The following is a 17,320-nucleotide window of genomic DNA, read 5'->3' as shown; positions in this document are numbered from 1 at the left end:
TTCGCCACCATCAAGGAAACCCATGAACCTATCCGACTTCATCGAGGCAAACCTCCCGGGCCTCATCGACGACTGGACGGAATACGCGCGCAAGCTCGATGGCGGCCGCTCCCGTCTCTCCGATCAACAGCTGCGCAACTCGGCGCGCGACCTTCTCCGGCGAATTGCTGCCGATATGCGCGAGGGGCAGACGTCTGCACAACAGCACGCCAAATCGTGGGGCGACCGCGCACCTTCGGAATCGGGCTTCAATGAAGCCGCCCACGAGCACGCCGACGACCGCCTCTCGCACGGGTTCGACATCAACGATCTGGTGGCGGAATACCGCGCGTTGCGCGCCAGCGTGCTGCGCCGGTGGCAGCAAGATCCGCAGGCTCACGCCCTGGCGTTGCAGGAGATGATCCGGTTCAACGAGGCCATCGACCAGATGCTTGCAGAATCGGTGCGCCAGCATGCCCAGCAAACCGAACGCATGCGCGACCTGTTTGCCGGCGTGCTTGCCCATGACCTGCGTTCGCCGCTCGGCGCGATCCTGGCGTCCGCAGAAACGCTGCTGCACGACGATGGCCTGTCTTCGCGCACCGTTCGGGCGGTCGCATTCATCCAGCGCGGTGCGATGCGCGTGCAGCAGATGATCGACGACCTTCTTGTTTTCACACGCACACGCCTGGGCGATTTCCTGCCCACGAGTTTCAGCACGCAGGATATGGGGCGACTGTGCAGCGACGCCATCGACGAAGTGTGCGCGTCGTACCCCGACGCGAAGATCGACCTGCGCCTGGCGGGCGAACTGCGTGGCAAGTGGGACGGCAGCCAGATCGGCCAGTTGCTGGTCAATCTATTGGCCAACGCGGTGCGCTACGGGTCGGGGCGGGTCGCCATCGAAGCCGCCGGGCGCGACGGGCAGATGACGATTGCCGTTTCGAACGAGGGCAACCCCATACCGCCCTCCGCTTTTCCAACCCTGTTCGATCCGCTGACCCGCGCAACACGGCCGGACCACAGCGGGAGCGCCGCCGGCATCGGGCTTGGCCTGTATATCTGCCGCTGCATTGTGGAGGCGCATCGCGGGACGATCGATGTGCAATCGTCGGAACACGGCACGACCTTCACTGTGCGGATTCCCTTTTCGGTGGCTGCTTGACCTTGTCGGTCGCCGTGCAAAAAAAAGCCGGCACCCTGAGGTACCGGCCCTTTCTCTTCTTTGGGCGAATCGCAGCGTCGATCAGCCCGCCTGACGCAGCGCAGCGGCTTCCTCCCCACGCTTGCCCATCAGCAACTGCACCACCACCGCCACAATGATGTTGAAGGCCAGTGCTGCCAGGCCGGTGTAGATGGTGTACTTGTCGCCGCCAATCACAAAGGTGTGCACGGGCTTGATGCCGTCGGAGAAGGCCAGCCAGCTGCCACCGATCATGCCCGCCGCCCAGCCGGCCAGCAGCGCCGGTGCGCGGAAGCGGTTCGAGATGTTGAACAGACCGAACACCACCGACGGGAACGTCTGCACGATCCACACGCCGCCCAGCAGTTGCAGGTCCAGCGCGAACTTGGTCGGCAGGAACAGAATGAACACCAGCGCGCCCGCCTTGACGATGAGCGAGATCACCTTGGCAACCTTTTCCTCACCGGCGTGCGAGAGGTCCGGCGCCACGTAGGGCTTCCAGAAGTTGCGGGTGAACAAGTTGGCCGCACCAATCGACATGACCGCCGCCGGCACCAGCGCACCAATGGCGATGGCCGAGAACGCAAAGCCCGTGAACCAGCTCGGGAACAGCGCGTTGAACAGCGCGGGCACCACGTCGTTGTTGTTGGTGACCTTGATGCCCGCGGCGTAGGCCATGAAGCCCAGCAGCGCAATCAGGCCCAGCAGCACCGTGTAGGCCGGCAGGAAGACGGCGTTCTTGCGGATCGTGTCTGCACTGCGCGCGGCAAAGATGCCCGTGAGCGTATGCGGATACATGAACGCCGCCAGCGCCGAGCCAATCGCCAGCGTGGCGAACGGCAGGAACTGCGCAGGCTTGAGCGTCAGACCCGTAGCACCGCCCTTGATGGCAAACGCATCGTGCGCGCTCGCAAACACCGCACCGTAGCCACCGAGCTTGGCCGGCACCAGCACCACCGCCACCAGCACCACGATGTAGATCATGATGTCTTTGACGAAGGCGATGAGCGCAGGCGCCCGCAGGCCAGCGGAGTACGTGTACAGCGCCAGGATGACGAAGGCGGCCGCCAGCGGCAGCTCGCCCGTCAAGCCCAGCGCCTTGATCACGACTTCCATGCCGATGAGCTGCAGGGCGATGTAGGGCATCGTCGCCACCACGCCCGTGAGCGCCACCGCAAACTCCAGCGAGCGCGAGCCGTAGCGGCCGTACACGGCATCGGCCGCCGTGACGTGGCCGTTGGCGTGCGCCACCTTCCACAGCTTGGGCATGATCAGGAAGACGATCGGGTACACCAGGATCGTGTACGGCAGCGCGAAGAAGCCGTACGCGCCCACGGCATACACGAGTGCCGGCACGGCGATGACGGTGTAGGCGGTATAGAAATCGCCGCCCACCAGGAACCACGTGATCCAGGTGCCGAAGTTGCGGCCGCCCAGGCCCCACTCTTCAATGTGGGCGCCCTTGTCGGAGTTGCCGCGCTGCCAGCGCGAGGCGATGAAACCCAGCACCGTGACCAGCGCGAAGAAAAAGATGAAGACCGCCAGTGCAGTCCAGTTGATATGTCCGTCCATCATTCTTCTCCTTTGCTCTGGCCGTTCTTGAAGACGATCCAGATCAGCAGCGAGGTGATCGGCACCCAGAGGAACTGGTACCAGTAGAAGAACGGAAAGCCGAAGAGCGCGGGCGTTTCCTGGTTGTAGAACGGCACCCACAGCAGGCCGATGAAAGGCAGTGCGAGCAAGAACTTCATGGGTTGTCTCCTGGTTCGGGGACTTCGGATGTTGTTTTGAACAGGTGAGGTGCCACGCCCGATGCGTGACCAGACGGATGTCTGACGGATTGCTTTCCGCCTTTGTTGTTATCCGGCGCACTGTGATCGCGCGCCTTCTGGAAGACCATCCGCACCTGTACGCAGCAGCCACACGTAGTACTACGTAGTAAGCGTAGACTTTTCGCGTGAAATAACCAATCGCTAAGGTGGGCGCGGGTTTCCTAGGGTTTTCACGAATTCCTGTCATGACAGACAGCCGCCGAATGCGTGAGCAAAACTCGCTGGCCACCACGGTGCCGCATGGCACCAAGCACAACGGGGAGCCGCAGTGGCTCCCCGTTGATTGTTGTGACGCAGCATAAGCCCTGGCGTGCCCAGGGTTTCTGCCGGGTGCAGCGCTGCCGCGTTGCGAATTCCGGGGGGGGCAAACGCGCCCCGAAATTCGGCAAATGCAATTGCCTGCTCGTGCAAAGGTCTGCGTGCCGAGGGACTCCTCACGCCAACCGATCCGATCGAATCAATAATTAAAGACAGAATTGATTTGATTAAATTATCAAAATTGAATTAAACCAATCAATGATTTTTTATTCGCTTTTTTCCCGCCTTTCTTTAGTCTCTAGGCCGCGATTTTTGTATGTATTCCATCTAAAGGAAATCGTTTGCCCGCAACCCGCAAATGGCGTGGTCATAAGGAAAAACCCGGACACGGATCTATTCAAGCACCCGTTTCTTTAGAGCAAACACTCAAAAAAGTGTGGTGTTTTGAATTTTTTTTTCAATCTGATTGAAAAAATACTTGTAAGGTAGTTCCATCGTGCGCATTCACATCCCACTTAGCCCGGCAATCCCCTCGCCGGGTTTTTTTTGGGCGGTGCATCCGATGGCCTCGTCTGCGGCAATCCGTCGTGAACGCTGGGGACATTGCAAAGCGCTCAGGGGCGCTGGAACACCTCACGGCCATCACCCCCGCAGCGGCCGTGCGGCGCGCCACACCCAGCCCAAAGGCGCGCGAACTCGGCTTCTGCCGCTGCTGCTACGACCACCTTGCGGGGCAAGTGGGCGTGGCCGTCACGCAGGCGCTGCAATCACGCGGCCATCTGCTGTCGATGCCCGACAAGCACTACGAGATCACGCCCGCCGGCGTCACGTGGTTTGGCGATGTGGGGCTCGACGTGCGCGCCATTCGCCCGACACGGCGGGGGCTGGCGCGGCAATGCCTGGACTGGATCGAGCGCACGCATCACGTGGCGGGACCGCTCGGGGTGCAGTTCCTGCGTCGGCTGTGCGATGTCGGCTGGATGCTGCGCGCACGCGATTCACGCGCGGTGCTGGTCACGCCCAAGGGCTGGCAGTAGTTGCATCAGCGCCTGGGCGTGGATGAGGCGACGGTGCGCAGCGAGGCCGAACACCGTCACGCATGACGCCGTCGATCAGTGCCCGGCAAAGGCCAGCATTTCCGGCAGGCGGGCAAGCAGCGCATCGCGCGAGCGGATGCCGCCCGACGTCGGCTCAACCTTATCGTCCTGGATCAGGTTGGCAAACACGTACGTCTTGTCGCCCTTCCTGGCCCAGCCGACAAACCAGCCGTAAGCGTGCGCCTGGTCCCACGTGCCATCGGGCGACGTGTTGCCCGGCGCAGGGCCGGCAGTGCCCGTCTTGCCCTGCACCGCCCAGCCGCCTGGCACCTGCCAGGTCTGCACGGTACGGTCGACCATCTCGTAGGTGCGCGCAGACACCGACAACTGCCGGTTGACGATCCTGCGCATAAAGCCGACCTGCTCCTCCGGCGAAATCTTCAGTGACGAGGTGATCCACGAGCGGTCCATACCGTTGTTCTTGCCTGGATCGCCGCTCACATCCATGTTGCCGTAGCCGAGCTTGCGCACGTACGCCTGGAAGGTCTGCGCGCCCATCGCATGCGTAATGCGCTGCGAATACCAGACCACCGAATACTTGAGCCACAGCGCCGGGTCGATGGGCTGGTGCCAGGCGTCGCCGCCCCAGTCGGGGTCTCCGCGCTTGAAGTACTCAACCGGGGTGTGCTCGTCTTTGAGGAAGCCGTGGTCGAAGCCCATGACGGCCAGCGCGAGCTTGAACGTGGAAGCGGGCGTCACGCGCTCGTCGCACTTGCCTTCGTGCAAGACGGCCTTGCCCGTGGCGGCATCGGCCACGATCGTGCAGATCGGGTGCTCGGCGCGGGCAAAGGTTGCAAGCGCGGCAAGCAGGGCGCCGATGGCGGCGTGGCAGCGTTTCATTATCGATCAACCTCATGTTGGGGGAATGCAGAGAACTGCGCGGCAGCGTAGCAGCGAGGTTGCCGTCCTGCAGACCGCCACACGCGTAACGGCTGTAACGCGGGCGCAACTGCCAACCAGAAAAGAGGGGCTTGCAAATTTTTCGGCGGTCGGTAAAATGCGCCGCTCACCTAGCCCAGGTGGCGGAATTGGTAGACGCACTAGTTTCAGGTACTAGCGGGTAACTCCGTGGAGGTTCGAGTCCTCTCCTGGGCACCAGACACAGTCCCAAGCAGTTCAGGGGCGACAAAAAACCCGCGTGGCGATGAGCCTTGCGGGTTTTTTGTTGTCCGGATGGATACAGCGCGACGAAGCGGTTGCGCCCCGCACCAGCGAATCGCCAGCAAAGCCACGGCACCGCTCCCGCCAATGTATCGACAGGTTTGCGCGATCAGCCCCCGCTCCGATTCGGCAGCGCCGCTCAGAACGCCGCCATCGACAGCGCGACAACACCCCCGGCAGCGACGATTGCGTGGGGTGTCGTCACCAAACGCCGAATACATCAAGCCTTCCTGGCCGTGCCAACCTGACGCCGTAATGGGCGCTGCTTGCGTTATTGACACACCGTGCGGACGGGTCACCAGCCGTGGAACCGCGCCCACGTCTGCACCACACCCCGCGACGACACCGCCTGGTACTCCGGGAACTGCGCCCCCGTGGCGCACGCATGGTTCGGCAGCACACGCAACTTCGCGCCGACAGGAAAGCGTGCCAAGAGGTCTTCACGCGCCGAGCCATCGCTGGCCGCCAGAATGCCGTGCTCCTGGTTCGCGCCGATCAGCGTGAGCCCTTCGAGCGGCGTACCGTCGAGCGTGCACGGCTGCCCGTAGCCAAAGTCATGAGACTGCTTGGCGGTGCCGCGGTCTCGGCTCATCGCCATCCATCCGGCGTCGACAATCACCCAGCCTTTGTCGGGCTGATGGCCGATCACGGTGGTCAGCACGCTCAGTGCGATCTCGTCCATCGCGCACACGCCCACGTTGTGCATGACGAGATCGAAGAATACGTAGACGCCGGCACGCACCTCCGTCACACCTTCGAGGTGTTCGGTGGCCAACGCGGTGGGCGTCGAGCCCACGCTCACCGCCGCACACGGCACGCCAACATCCCGCAAGCGCTGCGCCGCGCGCACGCAACCGGCGCGCTCCTGCTCGGCCAGTGCAGCCAGCGCGGCGCGGTCGTTCAGATCGTAGCTGGAGCCGGCGTGCGTCATCACGCCGCCCACGTCGATGCCGCCGTCTTTCAGGATGCGGCCGACTTCCAGCAGCGCGTCCTGCTCGGGCGTGATGCCGGAGCGGTGCCCATCGGTATCGACTTCGATCCACACTTCGCAGCGCTCGCCGTGTGTGCGGGCGTAGTCGACGACCGCATGGGCGGCCTCGGCGTTGTCAACCACGAGCTTGAGATCGCAGCCACGCTTGCGCAGCGCCATCGCACGCGGCAGCTTGGTGGCGACAATGCCCACGGCGTACAGGATGTCCTTGATACCGGCGGCAAAGAAGGCCTCGGCCTCCTTCAACGTCGATACGGTGATGCCCTGCGCGCCCGCCGCCACCTGTGCGCGCACGACGTCGAGGCACTTGGTGGTCTTCACATGCGGGCGGAATTTCACGCCCAGCGCGTTCATGCGGTGCTGCATGCGGGCGATGTTGTGCTGCATGCGCGGCAGGTCGATCAACGCTGCGGGCGTGTCGATGGTGTCAATCACGTGTGTGTCGGTGGTCATGGCTGCATCCTCATGCGGCAAAACGGCGGGCCCAAGGCAGCAGGTCGTCCAGTGTGGGCGAGGTGATCTCCGGCAACTGGGCGCCCTCCACGGGCGTCAGGCCGATCCGGTTGTGCCAATACGTGCGCAGGCCGACGGTCGCCGTGCCGAACATGTCGTAGCTGGAGCCCGCCACAAATGCCGCGTCGGCCGCGTCTACGCCAAGTTGCTCGAGGGCCATGCGATACGGCTTCGGGTCGGGCTTGTACACGCCCGCCTGCTCGGCCGTGATGACGACATCCCACGTGATCGGCAACAGCGCGGCGGCTTGCCGGCCCAGCCGTTCCGAGCAGTTGGTGACCACGGCCAGCTTGCAGCGCGGCTGGAGCTGGGCCAGCGCTTGCGCAGCGCCACTCCACGGTGCGAGCTGCAACCAGTTCGCTTCCAGCGCTTCGGGCGCGGAAGCCGGCAAGCCGACGTTCTGCGCGGCCTGCCGCACCATCGCTTCATAAGGAACGTACGTGCCGCAGCCGTACGTCAGCCGCAGATACTCGGCGCGCCACGTGCGGCCTGCCTGTGCGGAGCCGGCAGCGCGGTTCCAGAGCGACCACGAATCGAGCAACGCGGTCAGGAGATCGAACAGGATGGCCTTGGGATAGCCGGTGTCGGGAGAAACGGTGGAGGCGGTGGAAACGTTCACGCTGGTCACCTGCAAATCGGTAGGGATCGGTGCAGCCGATTGTAGGTACCCCGCACCGGCTTTTGGTGAAGCTGGCTTGAATCTAAGATTCAGTATCACTACATCACGCGCGCCACGGCGGCTGCGGCTTGAAACGGCTTTGCAGCGCCTGCATGAAGTGACGCGTGCGTTGCGGCAACCCCGCGCGGTTGTGCGTGAGCGCGATCACGTTGGCGTCCGGCGCCTTCCAGCCGGGCAGCAATCGCACGAGTCGGCTTGCGCGCAGGTCGTCGGCGACATCCCATTCCGAGCGCAGAATCACGCCGCGCCCCTCGCATGCCCACTGGCGGATGACATCGCCGTCGTTGCAGATGAGCGCCCTGGGCACGCGCACGCTGCGGCTCGTGCGGCCCTTGCTGAAGTGCCAGAGCGACACATCTTCCTTGTTCTCGCGCAGCACGATGCAAGGCAGCGCGGCAAGGTCATCGGGCGTTTCCGGCAGGCCGAAGCGCTTCACAAACGCGGGCGACGCGCAGACAAAGCGTGCGTTCGGCGCAATCGCACGGCCGACCAGATTCGACACCTGCAATGCGCCGATATGCACCACCACATCAAAGCGGTCCGCCGCCTCGACAAGGGGTGCATCGGACAGCGCCAGTTCGATGTCGACATCAGGATGCTGCTGCTGGAAATCCGCAATGATGGGCGCCACGTAGCGCCGCCCAAACCCCAGCGGCGCATTCACCTTGAGCGTGCCCACGAGGCCGCCCCGGCGCGTGTGCAAATCCTCCGACAGTGCATCGAGCTGGCGGATCAGCTCTGCTCCACGCTCGCACAGCAGCGCGCCCTCTTGCGTAAAGCGCAGGCTGCGCGCGGTGCGGTCGATCAGCCGTGTGCCCAGCTTCTTCTCCAGCTGCTGCAGGCGCTGCGACACGGCCGATGGCGTCAGGTCCAGCGCCCGCGCCGTCGCCACCAGGCTGCCGTTGTCCCGGATGGCGAGCAGGAAGCGCAGGTCGGCGGAATCCGTCATGGGTTACTTGCCGGCAAAGCGGTCCGTTGCGGCCAGCAGCTGATCGAGGATGCCCGGTTCGGACCACGCATGGCCGGCACCTTCGATCAGGTGGAAGTCCGAATCCGGCCACGCCTGATGCAGCGCATACGCATAGCGCGCAGGGCACGGCATGTCGTAGCGTCCATGCACGATCACGCCGGGAATACCTGCCAGCCTGTGCGCCTCGCGCAGCAACTGGCCCTCTTCCAGCCAGCACTGGTGCGTAAAGTAGTGGTTCTCCAGCCGCGCGAAAGCCAGCGCGAAATGGTCGTCGGCGTGCTTGGCGCTGTTGGCGGGGTCGGGCAACAGTGTGATGGTCTCGCCTTCCCACACACTCCACGCGCGGGCAGCTTCGATCTGCTTGGCGGTGTCGTTGCCGGTCAGCACTTTGCGATAGGCCGCAATCATGTCGCCGCGCTCGGCCTCCGGAATCGGTGCCTGAAAGCGTGCCCATTTCTCGGGGAACATCTCCGACACGCCGTACTGGTAGTACCAGCGCAGCTCGGCCTGCGTGACGGTGTAGATGCCTCGCAGCACCAGTTCGCTCACATGCTGCGGAGACTTCTGCGCGTAAGCGAGCGCCAACGTCGAGCCCCACGAGCCGCCGAAGACAAGCCAACGGTCCGCACCGGCGATGGCGCGCAGTCGTTCGATATCGGCCACAAGGTGCCAAGTGGTGTTCGCCTCCAGGCCCGCGTGCGGCGTTGACCGCCCGCAGCCGCGCTGGTCGAACAGCATCACGTCGTAGCGTGCCGGATCGAACACGCGGCGGTGGTCTGCCGAAACCCCGCCGCCCGGCCCGCCGTGCAGGAACACCGCCGGCTTGGCGCCGGGCGTGCCGACGCGCTCGTAGTAGATCGTGTGGCCATCGCCCACGTCGAGCATGCCGGTTTCATACGGTTCGATGGGCGGATACAGCGTGCGCAGTGCAGACATGGTCGGTCCTGTCGAGAGGTTGCCGTGGGAATGGGCTGATTCTACAGACGGGTTCCCGCTTGCACATATTTTTGAACGACGTATAAAATTGCACCTCGTTTAATAATAGCGAGCCCACCATGTCGTCCAGTCCGTCCCCCATCGAAGCCGGCCGCCGCGAACGCAAGCGCATCCAGACGCTGGACCACCTGGCGGCCACGGCCTTTTCCCTGTTCGAGCAGCACGGTTACGACGCCGTGACGATGGAGCAGATTGCCGCGCAGGCCGATGTGTCCAAGGGCACGCTGTACAACCACTTTCCAGTCAAGGAAGCCCTGCTGGCGCACCAGTTCCACGCCGAGCTGGCGGCAGGCGGCGCGCAATTGCGTGGGCAGATCGAGGCACAGCCGGATTTCGCCTCGCGCCTGGCGGTGCTGCTGTCCGCCTCGGCCGACTGGTGCAACGTGCGCCGGCCCTATCTGGCCGCGTATTTCCGCTACCGCTTTGCCAGCGCCGACCTGGCTGCCCGCGACCGTGACGCAGACAAGCGCAGCGGGCTCGAAGCGGTGTTCATGGCACTCATTGACACAGCGCAGCACTCGGGCGAACTCGACACGCGGCTCGATGCGGAGCACCTCGCGGGGCTGTTCGAGTACTTGTACCTCGGTGCGCTGATGCGCTGGCTTGCGCGTCCGGACATCGACCTGCACGCGGGCTTCTCCGCGGTCATCGATCTGTTCCTGCACGGCGTGGCGCGCAAGGAGGCGTGATGAACACGCTCGTGCTCGATTGGCCGGCTGCGGCGGCGGCCGGCGCCGCAGTGGCCGGCGGCAAAGGCTGGCAGCTTGGACGGATGGCGATGCTCGGCGTGCCGGTGCCCGATGGTTTTGTGCTGGTGGCAGATGCCAGCCGCGGGCGCAGTCGCGGAGATGGCGTGCCCGACGCCGTGCTGGCTGCCATCACCGAAGCGCTGACGGCGCGCGGCTGGCAGAACGCGCCACTGGCCGTGCGCTCGTCCGCGCCGCAGGAGGATTCCGCGCAACGCTCGTTCGCGGGCATCCACGAAACACGCCTGAACGTCATCGGCGCGCAGGCGCTGGCAGAAGCGGTACGCGCCGTGTGGGACTCGGCGCACGCACCGCAAGCGTTGGCATACCGCGAGCGCTTTGGCATCGACACCGCCGACCTGGCGATGGCCGTGGTCATCATGCCGATGTTGCCGGCGGTGGCCGCAGGCATCGCGTTCACAGGCGACCCGCTGACCGGCCGCGATGACCACATCGTCATCAACGCGCACTGGGGCCTGGGCGAAGCGCTGGTGGGCGGCCACGCCGATGGCGACGTCGACCGGCTGGAAGTGGCGCCGCAAGACGACACGCTGCGCGTGATCGAACGCCAGATCGGCACCAAGCGCCGCGTGACGCGCGCGCTGGCCGAAGGCGGCACGGCACTCGCCGACACCGCGACCGAAGACGCCCGCCGTGCCGTGCTGGACGACGCGCAGCTCATCGCCTTGGCCACGGTTGCACGCGACACGGCCCGCGCGCTCGACTTTGCCCAGCCCCGCTACGACATCGAATGGGTCTGGGACGGACAGCGCTTCTGGAGCGTGCAGGCGCGCCCGATCACCACGGCCGCCCGCTGCACCTACCCCGCCCTGCAGACCCAGCCGACGTTCTGGACGCGCGGCAACACGCGCGAGGTGTTCCCTTCGCCGCTGTCGCCCATCGACTGGGCGCTCTATGGCCACGCGGCCAACCGGATGCTGACGCTGGCGTACTCGCTTGCGGGCTACTCGCTACTGCCGGGCCTGGAGCGCGCCAGGCTCTTCGGCGGCCACGTGTACCTGGATGTTTCGTTGATGCAGTGGGAGGCGTTTGACGCGTTCGGCATTGCGCCCGATGCCATCAACCGCATGCTGGGCGGCACGCAGCCCGAGATTGCGCTGCCCCGCACCACGTGGGCGCAGCGGCTGGCGCGAGGCGCACGGCTCGTGCGATATCTATTGAGAGCAGGCGCTGCGCGCCGCCATGCGCAGAGCGATCTGAACCGGGCCCGCAAGCAAGCCGCGCAATGGCGTGAAGACGCGTGGCCGGAAGCGACCGCCGAGCTGGCCACCTGCCTGCGCGAGCGCTTCAACATTGTGCGCCGCGCAGACAGCCTGTTCTTCCTGCAGGGCTCGGCGGGCGGCGCCGTTTCGGGGCTGGTCGACGTGATCGAAAAACAGTGCCCCGGCGAGGGCCACGCGCTGGCCGCCGCGCTCATGGCCGGCACAGAACCCAGCGTCACCGCACAGCAGAGCCATGACCTGATGGCGCTGGCACAAACGGTCGCCACCGATACCGAAGCGCTCGCCTGGCTTCGCGGCGACAGACGCATCGGCACGCAGTGGACGCAGCAACTGCCGGCGCGCAGCCCGTTCCGCCTGCACTTCAGTACGTTCGTGGAGCGCTATGGCCACCGCGCCATTGAAGAGAGCTACTTCCGCCACCCGCGCTGGCGCGAGCAACCGGACTACTTGCTCGACCTCGTGGTCGGCCTGATCGGCACCGATGCCAGGGCGGGGCGGCAAAGGCAGCAGACGGCGTCTGAGCGAGCGTGGGAACGTCTGCCGTGCTGGGTGCGGCCGATCGTGCGGGGCATGCTCAAGGGTGCCGTGCGTGACAGCAATCAGCGGGAGGCCGCGCGCAGCGCGCTCGTGGCGTATCTGGAAGCGCTGCGCATCGGCCTGCTGAAGCTGGCGGACAGGTTGGTCGGCAAGGATGGACTCGATGCGCCGGAAGACATCTTCAACCTGACACTGGACGAATGCGTGGCTGCAGGCACCGGCGCATTGCCGCTGCGCTTTGCGGCCCAGCGTGCGCGTGAACGCCGCCGGCAATTGAACGATTGGGCTGCTGCGCAGGAGCCGGACATCATCGCCGAACATGGGGAGGTGCCGGTCGCGGCCACTGTGCCGATCGCCCTGGCCGCAGACGCCTGGAGCGGCACAGCCGTCGGCGCAGGCTCGGCACAGGGGCTGGCACGGCTGGTCGACCACGCTGCCGCCGGCACGGCGCTGCAAGCCGGCGACATCCTGGTCGCGCCCAGTACCGACCCCGCGTGGACGCCGCTCTTCTTGAAGGCCGGCGCACTGGTCATGGAGACCGGCGGCTACCTGTCGCATGGTGCCATCGTGGCGCGCGAGTTCGGGATTCCGGCGGTGGTGAACGTGCCCGGCATCCGGGCCCAGTTGAAAGACGGCGAGACCATCCGCGTGGATGGCAACCCCGGCACGGTCAGCAGAGTGGCGGGTTAGCCACCCCAATGTGGTGATGAGGCGACACTGGCGAATCCAAATTGCTGCGGCGCAATATTCGGACTAACATTCGGGTATTCCCTATTGGGGTTATCCCTAAATCAGTCTTCAGAAGGAATCGCCATGAACACCGTCGCTCTCAAAGCCGCTCCCGCCTCGCGTTTCGCCCGTTTCTGGCAAATCGTGCGCCGTGAAGCCAGCCGCGCCGTCGCGCTGCACGTGGAAAGCTGCGGCATGATGGCCGAGTTGTATCGCCGTTCGGGTCGCTAAGCCGAACCGACGGTTCCGGCATTTGTTGCGTCGCGCCGTCTCCGGTGTGGCGCTGACACGGCAAGCTTGCCATCCCGAAAGATTTCGAGGGCGCAGCCCCAACCGGCAAAGCGTACCTATTTCTGCGTGCCGTCTGATGGCGCTGGAAGGTGCTGGGCGTCGTCTCCTGCGTCCTGACGATTGCGCGCCAGCGCGCGCGCATACACCGACGGCGCACCCGCTGCATGTGCCGTCACATAGCCGGTAATGCAGGCCAACATGAGCGGCAGCACCACCTGGTAGGACAGCGTCATCTCGAAGATCATCAGGATCGACATGAGCGGTGCATGCGTGGTGGCGGCCAGCAGTGCCCCCATGCCGACCACCGCGTAGCTGACGGGCACCGGCGCCGCATCCGGCAGCAGCGCGTGCATGCCCGTGCCGTAAAGCAACCCCAGCGCCGCGCCACAGAAGAGGGTGGGCGTGAATACACCACCCACTGCACCCGAGCCCGCGCTCGACGCCGTCGCCACCACCTTGCAGATCAGCACCAGCGCCACCGTCTGCCACAGCCAAGGTTCGTGCAGAAAGGCATTGACCACACTGTAGCCGTTGCCCCAGACCTCGGGCACGCCCGTGGACAACGCACCGACAATCAATCCGCCAGCGGCCAATTGCAGCGTGAGCGGCAGCTTGGTCTGTGCAAACGCGTCGCGCGCGCGGTCAATCAAACCCAGCAGCAGTGGTCCCACCATCCCCGCCGCCAGACCCAGGCCCAGATACGTCAGCACTTCCCAGCCGGAAACGAAATCGAAGTGCGGCATCTCGTAGACGGCCCCATAGCCGAAGAATTGGCGCACCACGATGTCGGCGGTGACCGCCGCCACCAGCAGCGGCCCCAGCGTCGCCGTGGTGATGACCCCGAACACGATTTCGCAGACGAACACGGCGCCCGAGATGGGCGCGTTGTAAGCAGAGGTGATGCCAGCAGCCGCGCCGCATGCCACCAGCAGACGCAATTGCTCGACTGGTACGGGCGTCCAGTGCCGCAGCACGCGGCCGACCAGCGAGCCGCACATTGCTGCCAGTTGCACCATCGGCCCTTCGCGCCCGATCGACGCGCCGCTGGCCACCGAGCACAACGACGACGCACTGCGTACCAAACTCTGCCGCGCGCTGAGCACGCCATCGCCCACCGCAATGGCCTCCATATAGTCTTCAGCGCCTTTGCGCGGGATCCACTTGAGGCCCACCTGCAAGGTGATGCCTGCCAGCAGTCCACCCACGGTCGGCACCAGCAGGCGCGCCCACCAAGGCAGCGCCCGCGCCGTAGCCACCAATCCTTGGTCCGTACCCGAGAACCACCATTGCAGATGACGCAGGCACTCGCGAAACAGGATCGTCGACAAGGCGCCCGCGCAGCCGATCACGCCGGCAATCACGAACACCAGATGCTCGCGACCGAAGGGCAGTCGGGCAATCGCGCGCCGCCACCATGGCTGGCGCGGCATATCCGGTTGAGGCGGCGGCGTGTCGGTCATGTCGATTCACATCAGGACGGATCGACATGATAGCGGCGGCGCCGCACCGGTTTTAGGTCGATGTCGCAACCACGGCGTCTGGCAACCACGCCTGCGGTACGTCTGCGCTGCGACGATTCGGGTCCCAGGCAATGACGCGCGCCTGCACGAGGTTTTCGATCACGAAAGGGTCGCGCGCGAGGATGGCGTCGATCTCTTCGCGAGAACCGGCACGCGCCAGGATGCCGCCGCCCTCACGCGGGAAGAACGGCCCCGACATCAGGAAGTGGCCGCTCGCATAGTGGGCATCGAGATGCGCGCGGTGCGCAGGCAGCACGCGGTCGAGTGCTTTGAGCGGTGCGGTGTAGTTGAAAAGAATCAGGTACAGCATGCGATGGCTCCTTATCGGATGAGGTGACACCTTCGAAACACGAGACCCGGCAACGTGAAACAACAACGCCGAGCGTCCCGCAGAAATGGGTACGCTTTGCATGGAAACCCTGCGCCGCGCAGGGTTCTCAAGGGCGTAGGAGCAACGCACCCGAGGTCTGCCCGGCCTCCAGCGCGGTGTGCGCGGCGGCCGCATCTTCGAGTGCATAGGTACCGCCCACCGGCACGCGCACGCCATCGAGCATGCGCTGCAATGCTGCCTGTGCCCCCGTCCGGTAGTTCGACAGATCGGCCATGTAACGGAACACGCCTGGCCGCGCCAGCGCAATGGAGCGCGCGGGCCCAAGCGCCGCGAGATCGACGACGTTCGTTTGCGCGTTGCCGACATCGCCCGCCTGACCGATGCTAGCCACCATCCCGAACGGCCGCGTCACCGCCAACGAGGCCGGCAGCATCGCGCCGCCAACGCCGTCGATCACGTAGTCGACGCCTTCTCCACCAGTGAGTTGCAGCACGGCGTCGCGCACATCTTGCTGGCGATACAGCACGACGTGGTCCGCACCGTGCCCAATGGCGACGGCGGCCTTGGCTTCGCTGCCAACCGTGCCGATCACGTGCGCACCCTGGCGCTTGGCCCACTGCACCAGCAATACGCCCAGACCGCCGGCTGCCGCGTGCACAAGCACCGTATCGCCGGCGCTCACCTGCCGTACCCGCGTCAGCAGCATGTGTGCGGTGATGCCGCGCACCAACGTGGCGGCCACGGTTTCGTCATCCAGCGCATCGGGTAAGGCAATCGCGCGTTCGGCCGGGATGTTGCGGTGGCTGGTGTAGCCGCCGGGCGCGCCATCCATCAGGCCGGCCCAGGCCACGCGCTGGCCAACCACAAAGCCGCGTACATCCGTACCCACGGCTTCCACCACGCCAACGCCCTCAACACCGAGCACCGCCGGAAATGCCGGCACCGGATACAACCCGGCACGGTGATACACATCGACAAAGTTCACGCCGATGGCGGTGTGCCGCACCGTCAACGCGTTTGGTGCGGGCGGCGGCAACATCAGGCTGGCGGGCCGCAAACCCAATGCCGGTCCTGGTTCGCGGAGTTGGATCACCTTGGCATGCATAGCAAATGTCCTCGCAGAAATGGGTACGCTTTTGGGATTCATCGATGACGGGTACTACGTTCGTCACGTTGTAAAACAAGCGTAATCCGTTCAGAATCACCCGGGAATTCACAAAAACTGACCATCTTCTGTGCAAAAAAGCTCAGACCGGCCGAAGAAAGTGCGTGCGCTTGCGCGTGCGGCAGCGGCCGAACCTTCTTCTTCCTTGCAGTGGGATGACGTGCGCTACTTTCTCGTGCTGGCGCGCGAAGGCAGCTTGTCAGCCGCAGCACGGCGGCTGGCGGTGGAACACACCACGGTGGCGCGGCGTGCCGATGCCTTGGAGCAATCGTTGGGCGTGCGCCTGTTCGACCGCCTGCCGCGCGGCTGGCGTTTGACCGCCGAAGGCAACGCGCTGGCCGAGCGCGCTGAACGCATGGAGCAGGAAGCCGCCGGCTTTGCGCGTGCAGCCGCCGGGGCCGGTAGCTTGCGCGGGACGGTGCGTATCTCCGCGCCGCCCACGGTGGCCAGCCATATCATCGCGCCAAACCTGGCGACCCTGCGCCGGCAATGGCCTGGCATCGACCTCGTGCTGCTGGGTGAAAAGCGCAACGCCAACCTGATGGCGCACGAAGCTGACTTGGCGGTGCGCTTGTCGCGCCCGACGTCGTCTGCCCTAGCGACACGGCCATTGGGCGACCTCGGCTATGGTCTGTACGCCACCGCAGAAGTGCTCGCACGCCCCGAATCCGAATGGGAATTCATCGGCTACGACGACAACCTGCGCCACGTGCCGCAGCAGCGCTGGCTGGACAACTACGCAGGCGAACGTCGCGTGGTCTTGCGCTGCAGTGATCTGGCAGCAATGCACCAGGCAGCGTTGGCCGGACTGGGTGTCGCCGCGCTCCCGCACCTGCTCGGCGCGCCCGCAGAAACGGGTACGCTTTTGCGTCGATTGCCCGTCGACGACCCCGCGCTGCATCGAGAAATCTGGTTGGTGATCCACCCCGACGTTCGACGATCACCGCGCGTGCGGGCTGTGGCCGACGCGTTGATCGCGTTGTTCGACGCACAGCGACACGTGTTGACGGGGTTTTGAGCGTACGCAGAAACGGGTACGCTTTCGGGTGAAAAAGAACCGCAAACCCAATGGATATACGGTTCTTACGCCTCGGCAAT

General features: G+C 65.1%; 16 protein-coding genes and 1 tRNA gene. 7 read left to right on the top strand and 10 right to left on the bottom strand.

What is annotated here, in order from left to right; genetic code table 11:
- The first annotated feature begins 22 nt into the window (after positions 1–22).
- Positions 23–1,144 carry a sensor histidine kinase gene (locus ACUXH0_RS02160; RefSeq protein ID WP_182593541.1) on the top strand — a complete coding sequence of 374 codons (1,122 nt, stop codon included), beginning with the start codon at positions 23–25 and terminating at the stop codon, positions 1,142–1,144.
- 81 nt (positions 1,145–1,225) lie between these two features.
- On the opposite strand, the gene mctP is transcribed toward ACUXH0_RS02160, so the two are convergent.
- The gene (gene mctP / locus ACUXH0_RS02155; protein WP_004632352.1) at positions 1,226–2,734 is read right to left on the bottom strand and encodes a monocarboxylate uptake permease MctP; all 1,509 of its coding nucleotides are present in this window, start codon (positions 2,732–2,734) and stop codon (positions 1,226–1,228) included.
- Complete coding sequence (locus ACUXH0_RS02150) at positions 2,734–2,913, bottom strand: DUF3311 domain-containing protein (protein WP_004632354.1); 180 nt, start codon at positions 2,911–2,913, stop codon at positions 2,734–2,736. Before ACUXH0_RS02150 ends, mctP begins: the two co-directional genes overlap by 1 nt.
- A gap of 926 nt (positions 2,914–3,839) precedes the next feature.
- Here ACUXH0_RS02150 and ACUXH0_RS02145 point away from each other — a divergent pair.
- Positions 3,840–4,289 carry a hypothetical protein gene (locus ACUXH0_RS02145; RefSeq protein WP_037042897.1) on the top strand — a complete coding sequence of 150 codons (450 nt, stop codon included), beginning with the start codon at positions 3,840–3,842 and terminating at the stop codon, positions 4,287–4,289.
- 75 nt (positions 4,290–4,364) lie between these two features.
- On the opposite strand, the gene blaOXA is transcribed toward ACUXH0_RS02145, so the two are convergent.
- Complete coding sequence (blaOXA, locus tag ACUXH0_RS02140) at positions 4,365–5,189, bottom strand: OXA-22 family class D beta-lactamase (protein ID WP_182593542.1); 825 nt, start codon at positions 5,187–5,189, stop codon at positions 4,365–4,367.
- A gap of 173 nt (positions 5,190–5,362) precedes the next feature.
- Between blaOXA and ACUXH0_RS02135 the strand changes: the two genes are divergently transcribed.
- Positions 5,363–5,447: transfer RNA gene (locus tag ACUXH0_RS02135), tRNA-Leu, on the top strand.
- Positions 5,448–5,805: 358 nt separating this feature from the next.
- Here ACUXH0_RS02135 and ACUXH0_RS02130 read toward each other — a convergent pair.
- The 4 genes from ACUXH0_RS02130 to pip all read right to left on the bottom strand — a co-directional run bounded on the left by ACUXH0_RS02130 (position 5,806) and on the right by pip (position 9,599).
- A complete protein-coding gene (locus ACUXH0_RS02130) occupies positions 5,806–6,954 on the bottom strand; it encodes a DSD1 family PLP-dependent enzyme (protein ID WP_024974442.1) in 1,149 nt (382 codons plus the stop codon).
- 10 nt (positions 6,955–6,964) lie between these two features.
- Positions 6,965–7,633, bottom strand: a complete 669-nt coding sequence (locus ACUXH0_RS02125; protein ID WP_028866920.1) for an HAD-IA family hydrolase — start codon at positions 7,631–7,633, stop codon at positions 6,965–6,967.
- A gap of 103 nt (positions 7,634–7,736) precedes the next feature.
- Positions 7,737–8,642 carry a LysR family transcriptional regulator gene (locus ACUXH0_RS02120; protein ID WP_182593543.1) on the bottom strand — a complete coding sequence of 302 codons (906 nt, stop codon included), beginning with the start codon at positions 8,640–8,642 and terminating at the stop codon, positions 7,737–7,739.
- A gap of 3 nt (positions 8,643–8,645) precedes the next feature.
- On the bottom strand, positions 8,646–9,599 hold the full coding sequence (pip, locus tag ACUXH0_RS02115; protein ID WP_028866918.1) for a prolyl aminopeptidase: 954 nt from the start codon (positions 9,597–9,599) through the stop codon (positions 8,646–8,648).
- Positions 9,600–9,718: 119 nt separating this feature from the next.
- On the opposite strand from pip, the gene ACUXH0_RS02110 reads away from it, so the two are divergent.
- The 3 genes from ACUXH0_RS02110 to ACUXH0_RS02100 all read left to right on the top strand — a co-directional run bounded on the left by ACUXH0_RS02110 (position 9,719) and on the right by ACUXH0_RS02100 (position 13,146).
- Positions 9,719–10,348 carry a TetR/AcrR family transcriptional regulator gene (locus tag ACUXH0_RS02110; protein WP_024974439.1) on the top strand — a complete coding sequence of 210 codons (630 nt, stop codon included), beginning with the start codon at positions 9,719–9,721 and terminating at the stop codon, positions 10,346–10,348.
- Positions 10,348–12,876: a PEP/pyruvate-binding domain-containing protein gene (locus ACUXH0_RS02105; protein WP_182593544.1), complete on the top strand. Its 2,529-nt coding sequence runs from the start codon at positions 10,348–10,350 to the stop codon at positions 12,874–12,876. Before ACUXH0_RS02110 ends, ACUXH0_RS02105 begins: the two co-directional genes overlap by 1 nt.
- A gap of 123 nt (positions 12,877–12,999) precedes the next feature.
- Positions 13,000–13,146: a hypothetical protein gene (locus ACUXH0_RS02100; protein WP_004632373.1), complete on the top strand. Its 147-nt coding sequence runs from the start codon at positions 13,000–13,002 to the stop codon at positions 13,144–13,146.
- 116 nt (positions 13,147–13,262) lie between these two features.
- On the opposite strand, the gene ACUXH0_RS02095 is transcribed toward ACUXH0_RS02100, so the two are convergent.
- From ACUXH0_RS02095 to ACUXH0_RS02085, 3 genes are all read right to left on the bottom strand, one after another.
- Complete coding sequence (locus ACUXH0_RS02095; protein ID WP_024974437.1) at positions 13,263–14,666, bottom strand: ClcB-like voltage-gated chloride channel protein; 1,404 nt, start codon at positions 14,664–14,666, stop codon at positions 13,263–13,265.
- A 52-nt stretch (positions 14,667–14,718) separates the two neighbouring features.
- A complete protein-coding gene (locus ACUXH0_RS02090; RefSeq protein ID WP_004632378.1) occupies positions 14,719–15,036 on the bottom strand; it encodes a YciI family protein in 318 nt (105 codons plus the stop codon).
- A 127-nt stretch (positions 15,037–15,163) separates the two neighbouring features.
- Positions 15,164–16,162, bottom strand: coding sequence for a quinone oxidoreductase family protein (locus tag ACUXH0_RS02085; protein WP_182593545.1), 999 nt, complete (start codon positions 16,160–16,162; stop codon positions 15,164–15,166).
- 205 nt (positions 16,163–16,367) lie between these two features.
- On the opposite strand from ACUXH0_RS02085, the gene ACUXH0_RS02080 reads away from it, so the two are divergent.
- Entirely contained in the window at positions 16,368–17,240 is an 873-nt protein-coding gene (locus tag ACUXH0_RS02080) for a LysR family transcriptional regulator (RefSeq protein ID WP_182593655.1), read from the top strand.
- The last annotated feature ends 80 nt before the right edge of the window (positions 17,241–17,320 follow it).

Source organism: Ralstonia sp. 110700041-2, from assembly GCF_056280165.1.
Note: the sequence above shows the minus strand (reverse complement) of the source record. Positions and strands in the feature narration are given on the sequence as shown.

Bases quoted from the DNA above. Each gene is read 5' to 3' on its own strand.
- ACUXH0_RS02120 (WP_182593543.1), bottom strand. From the start codon at position 8,642: ATGACGGATTCCGCCGACCTGCGCTTCCTGCTCGCCATCCGGGACAAC.
- ACUXH0_RS02095 (WP_024974437.1), bottom strand. From the start codon at position 14,666: ATGACCGACACGCCGCCGCCTCAACCGGATATGCCGCGCCAGCCATGG.
- ACUXH0_RS02085 (WP_182593545.1), bottom strand. From the start codon at position 16,162: ATGCATGCCAAGGTGATCCAACTCCGCGAACCAGGACCGGCATTGGGT.
- ACUXH0_RS02160 (WP_182593541.1), top strand. From the start codon at position 23: ATGAACCTATCCGACTTCATCGAGGCAAACCTCCCGGGCCTCATCGAC.
- pip (WP_028866918.1), bottom strand. From the start codon at position 9,599: ATGTCTGCACTGCGCACGCTGTATCCGCCCATCGAACCGTATGAAACC.
- mctP (WP_004632352.1), bottom strand. From the start codon at position 2,734: ATGGACGGACATATCAACTGGACTGCACTGGCGGTCTTCATCTTTTTC.
- ACUXH0_RS02130 (WP_024974442.1), bottom strand. From the start codon at position 6,954: ATGACCACCGACACACACGTGATTGACACCATCGACACGCCCGCAGCG.
- ACUXH0_RS02110 (WP_024974439.1), top strand. From the start codon at position 9,719: ATGTCGTCCAGTCCGTCCCCCATCGAAGCCGGCCGCCGCGAACGCAAG.
- ACUXH0_RS02090 (WP_004632378.1), bottom strand. From the start codon at position 15,036: ATGCTGTACCTGATTCTTTTCAACTACACCGCACCGCTCAAAGCACTC.
- ACUXH0_RS02100 (WP_004632373.1), top strand. From the start codon at position 13,000: ATGAACACCGTCGCTCTCAAAGCCGCTCCCGCCTCGCGTTTCGCCCGT.
- ACUXH0_RS02105 (WP_182593544.1), top strand. From the start codon at position 10,348: ATGAACACGCTCGTGCTCGATTGGCCGGCTGCGGCGGCGGCCGGCGCC.
- blaOXA (WP_182593542.1), bottom strand. From the start codon at position 5,189: ATGAAACGCTGCCACGCCGCCATCGGCGCCCTGCTTGCCGCGCTTGCA.
- ACUXH0_RS02150 (WP_004632354.1), bottom strand. From the start codon at position 2,913: ATGAAGTTCTTGCTCGCACTGCCTTTCATCGGCCTGCTGTGGGTGCCG.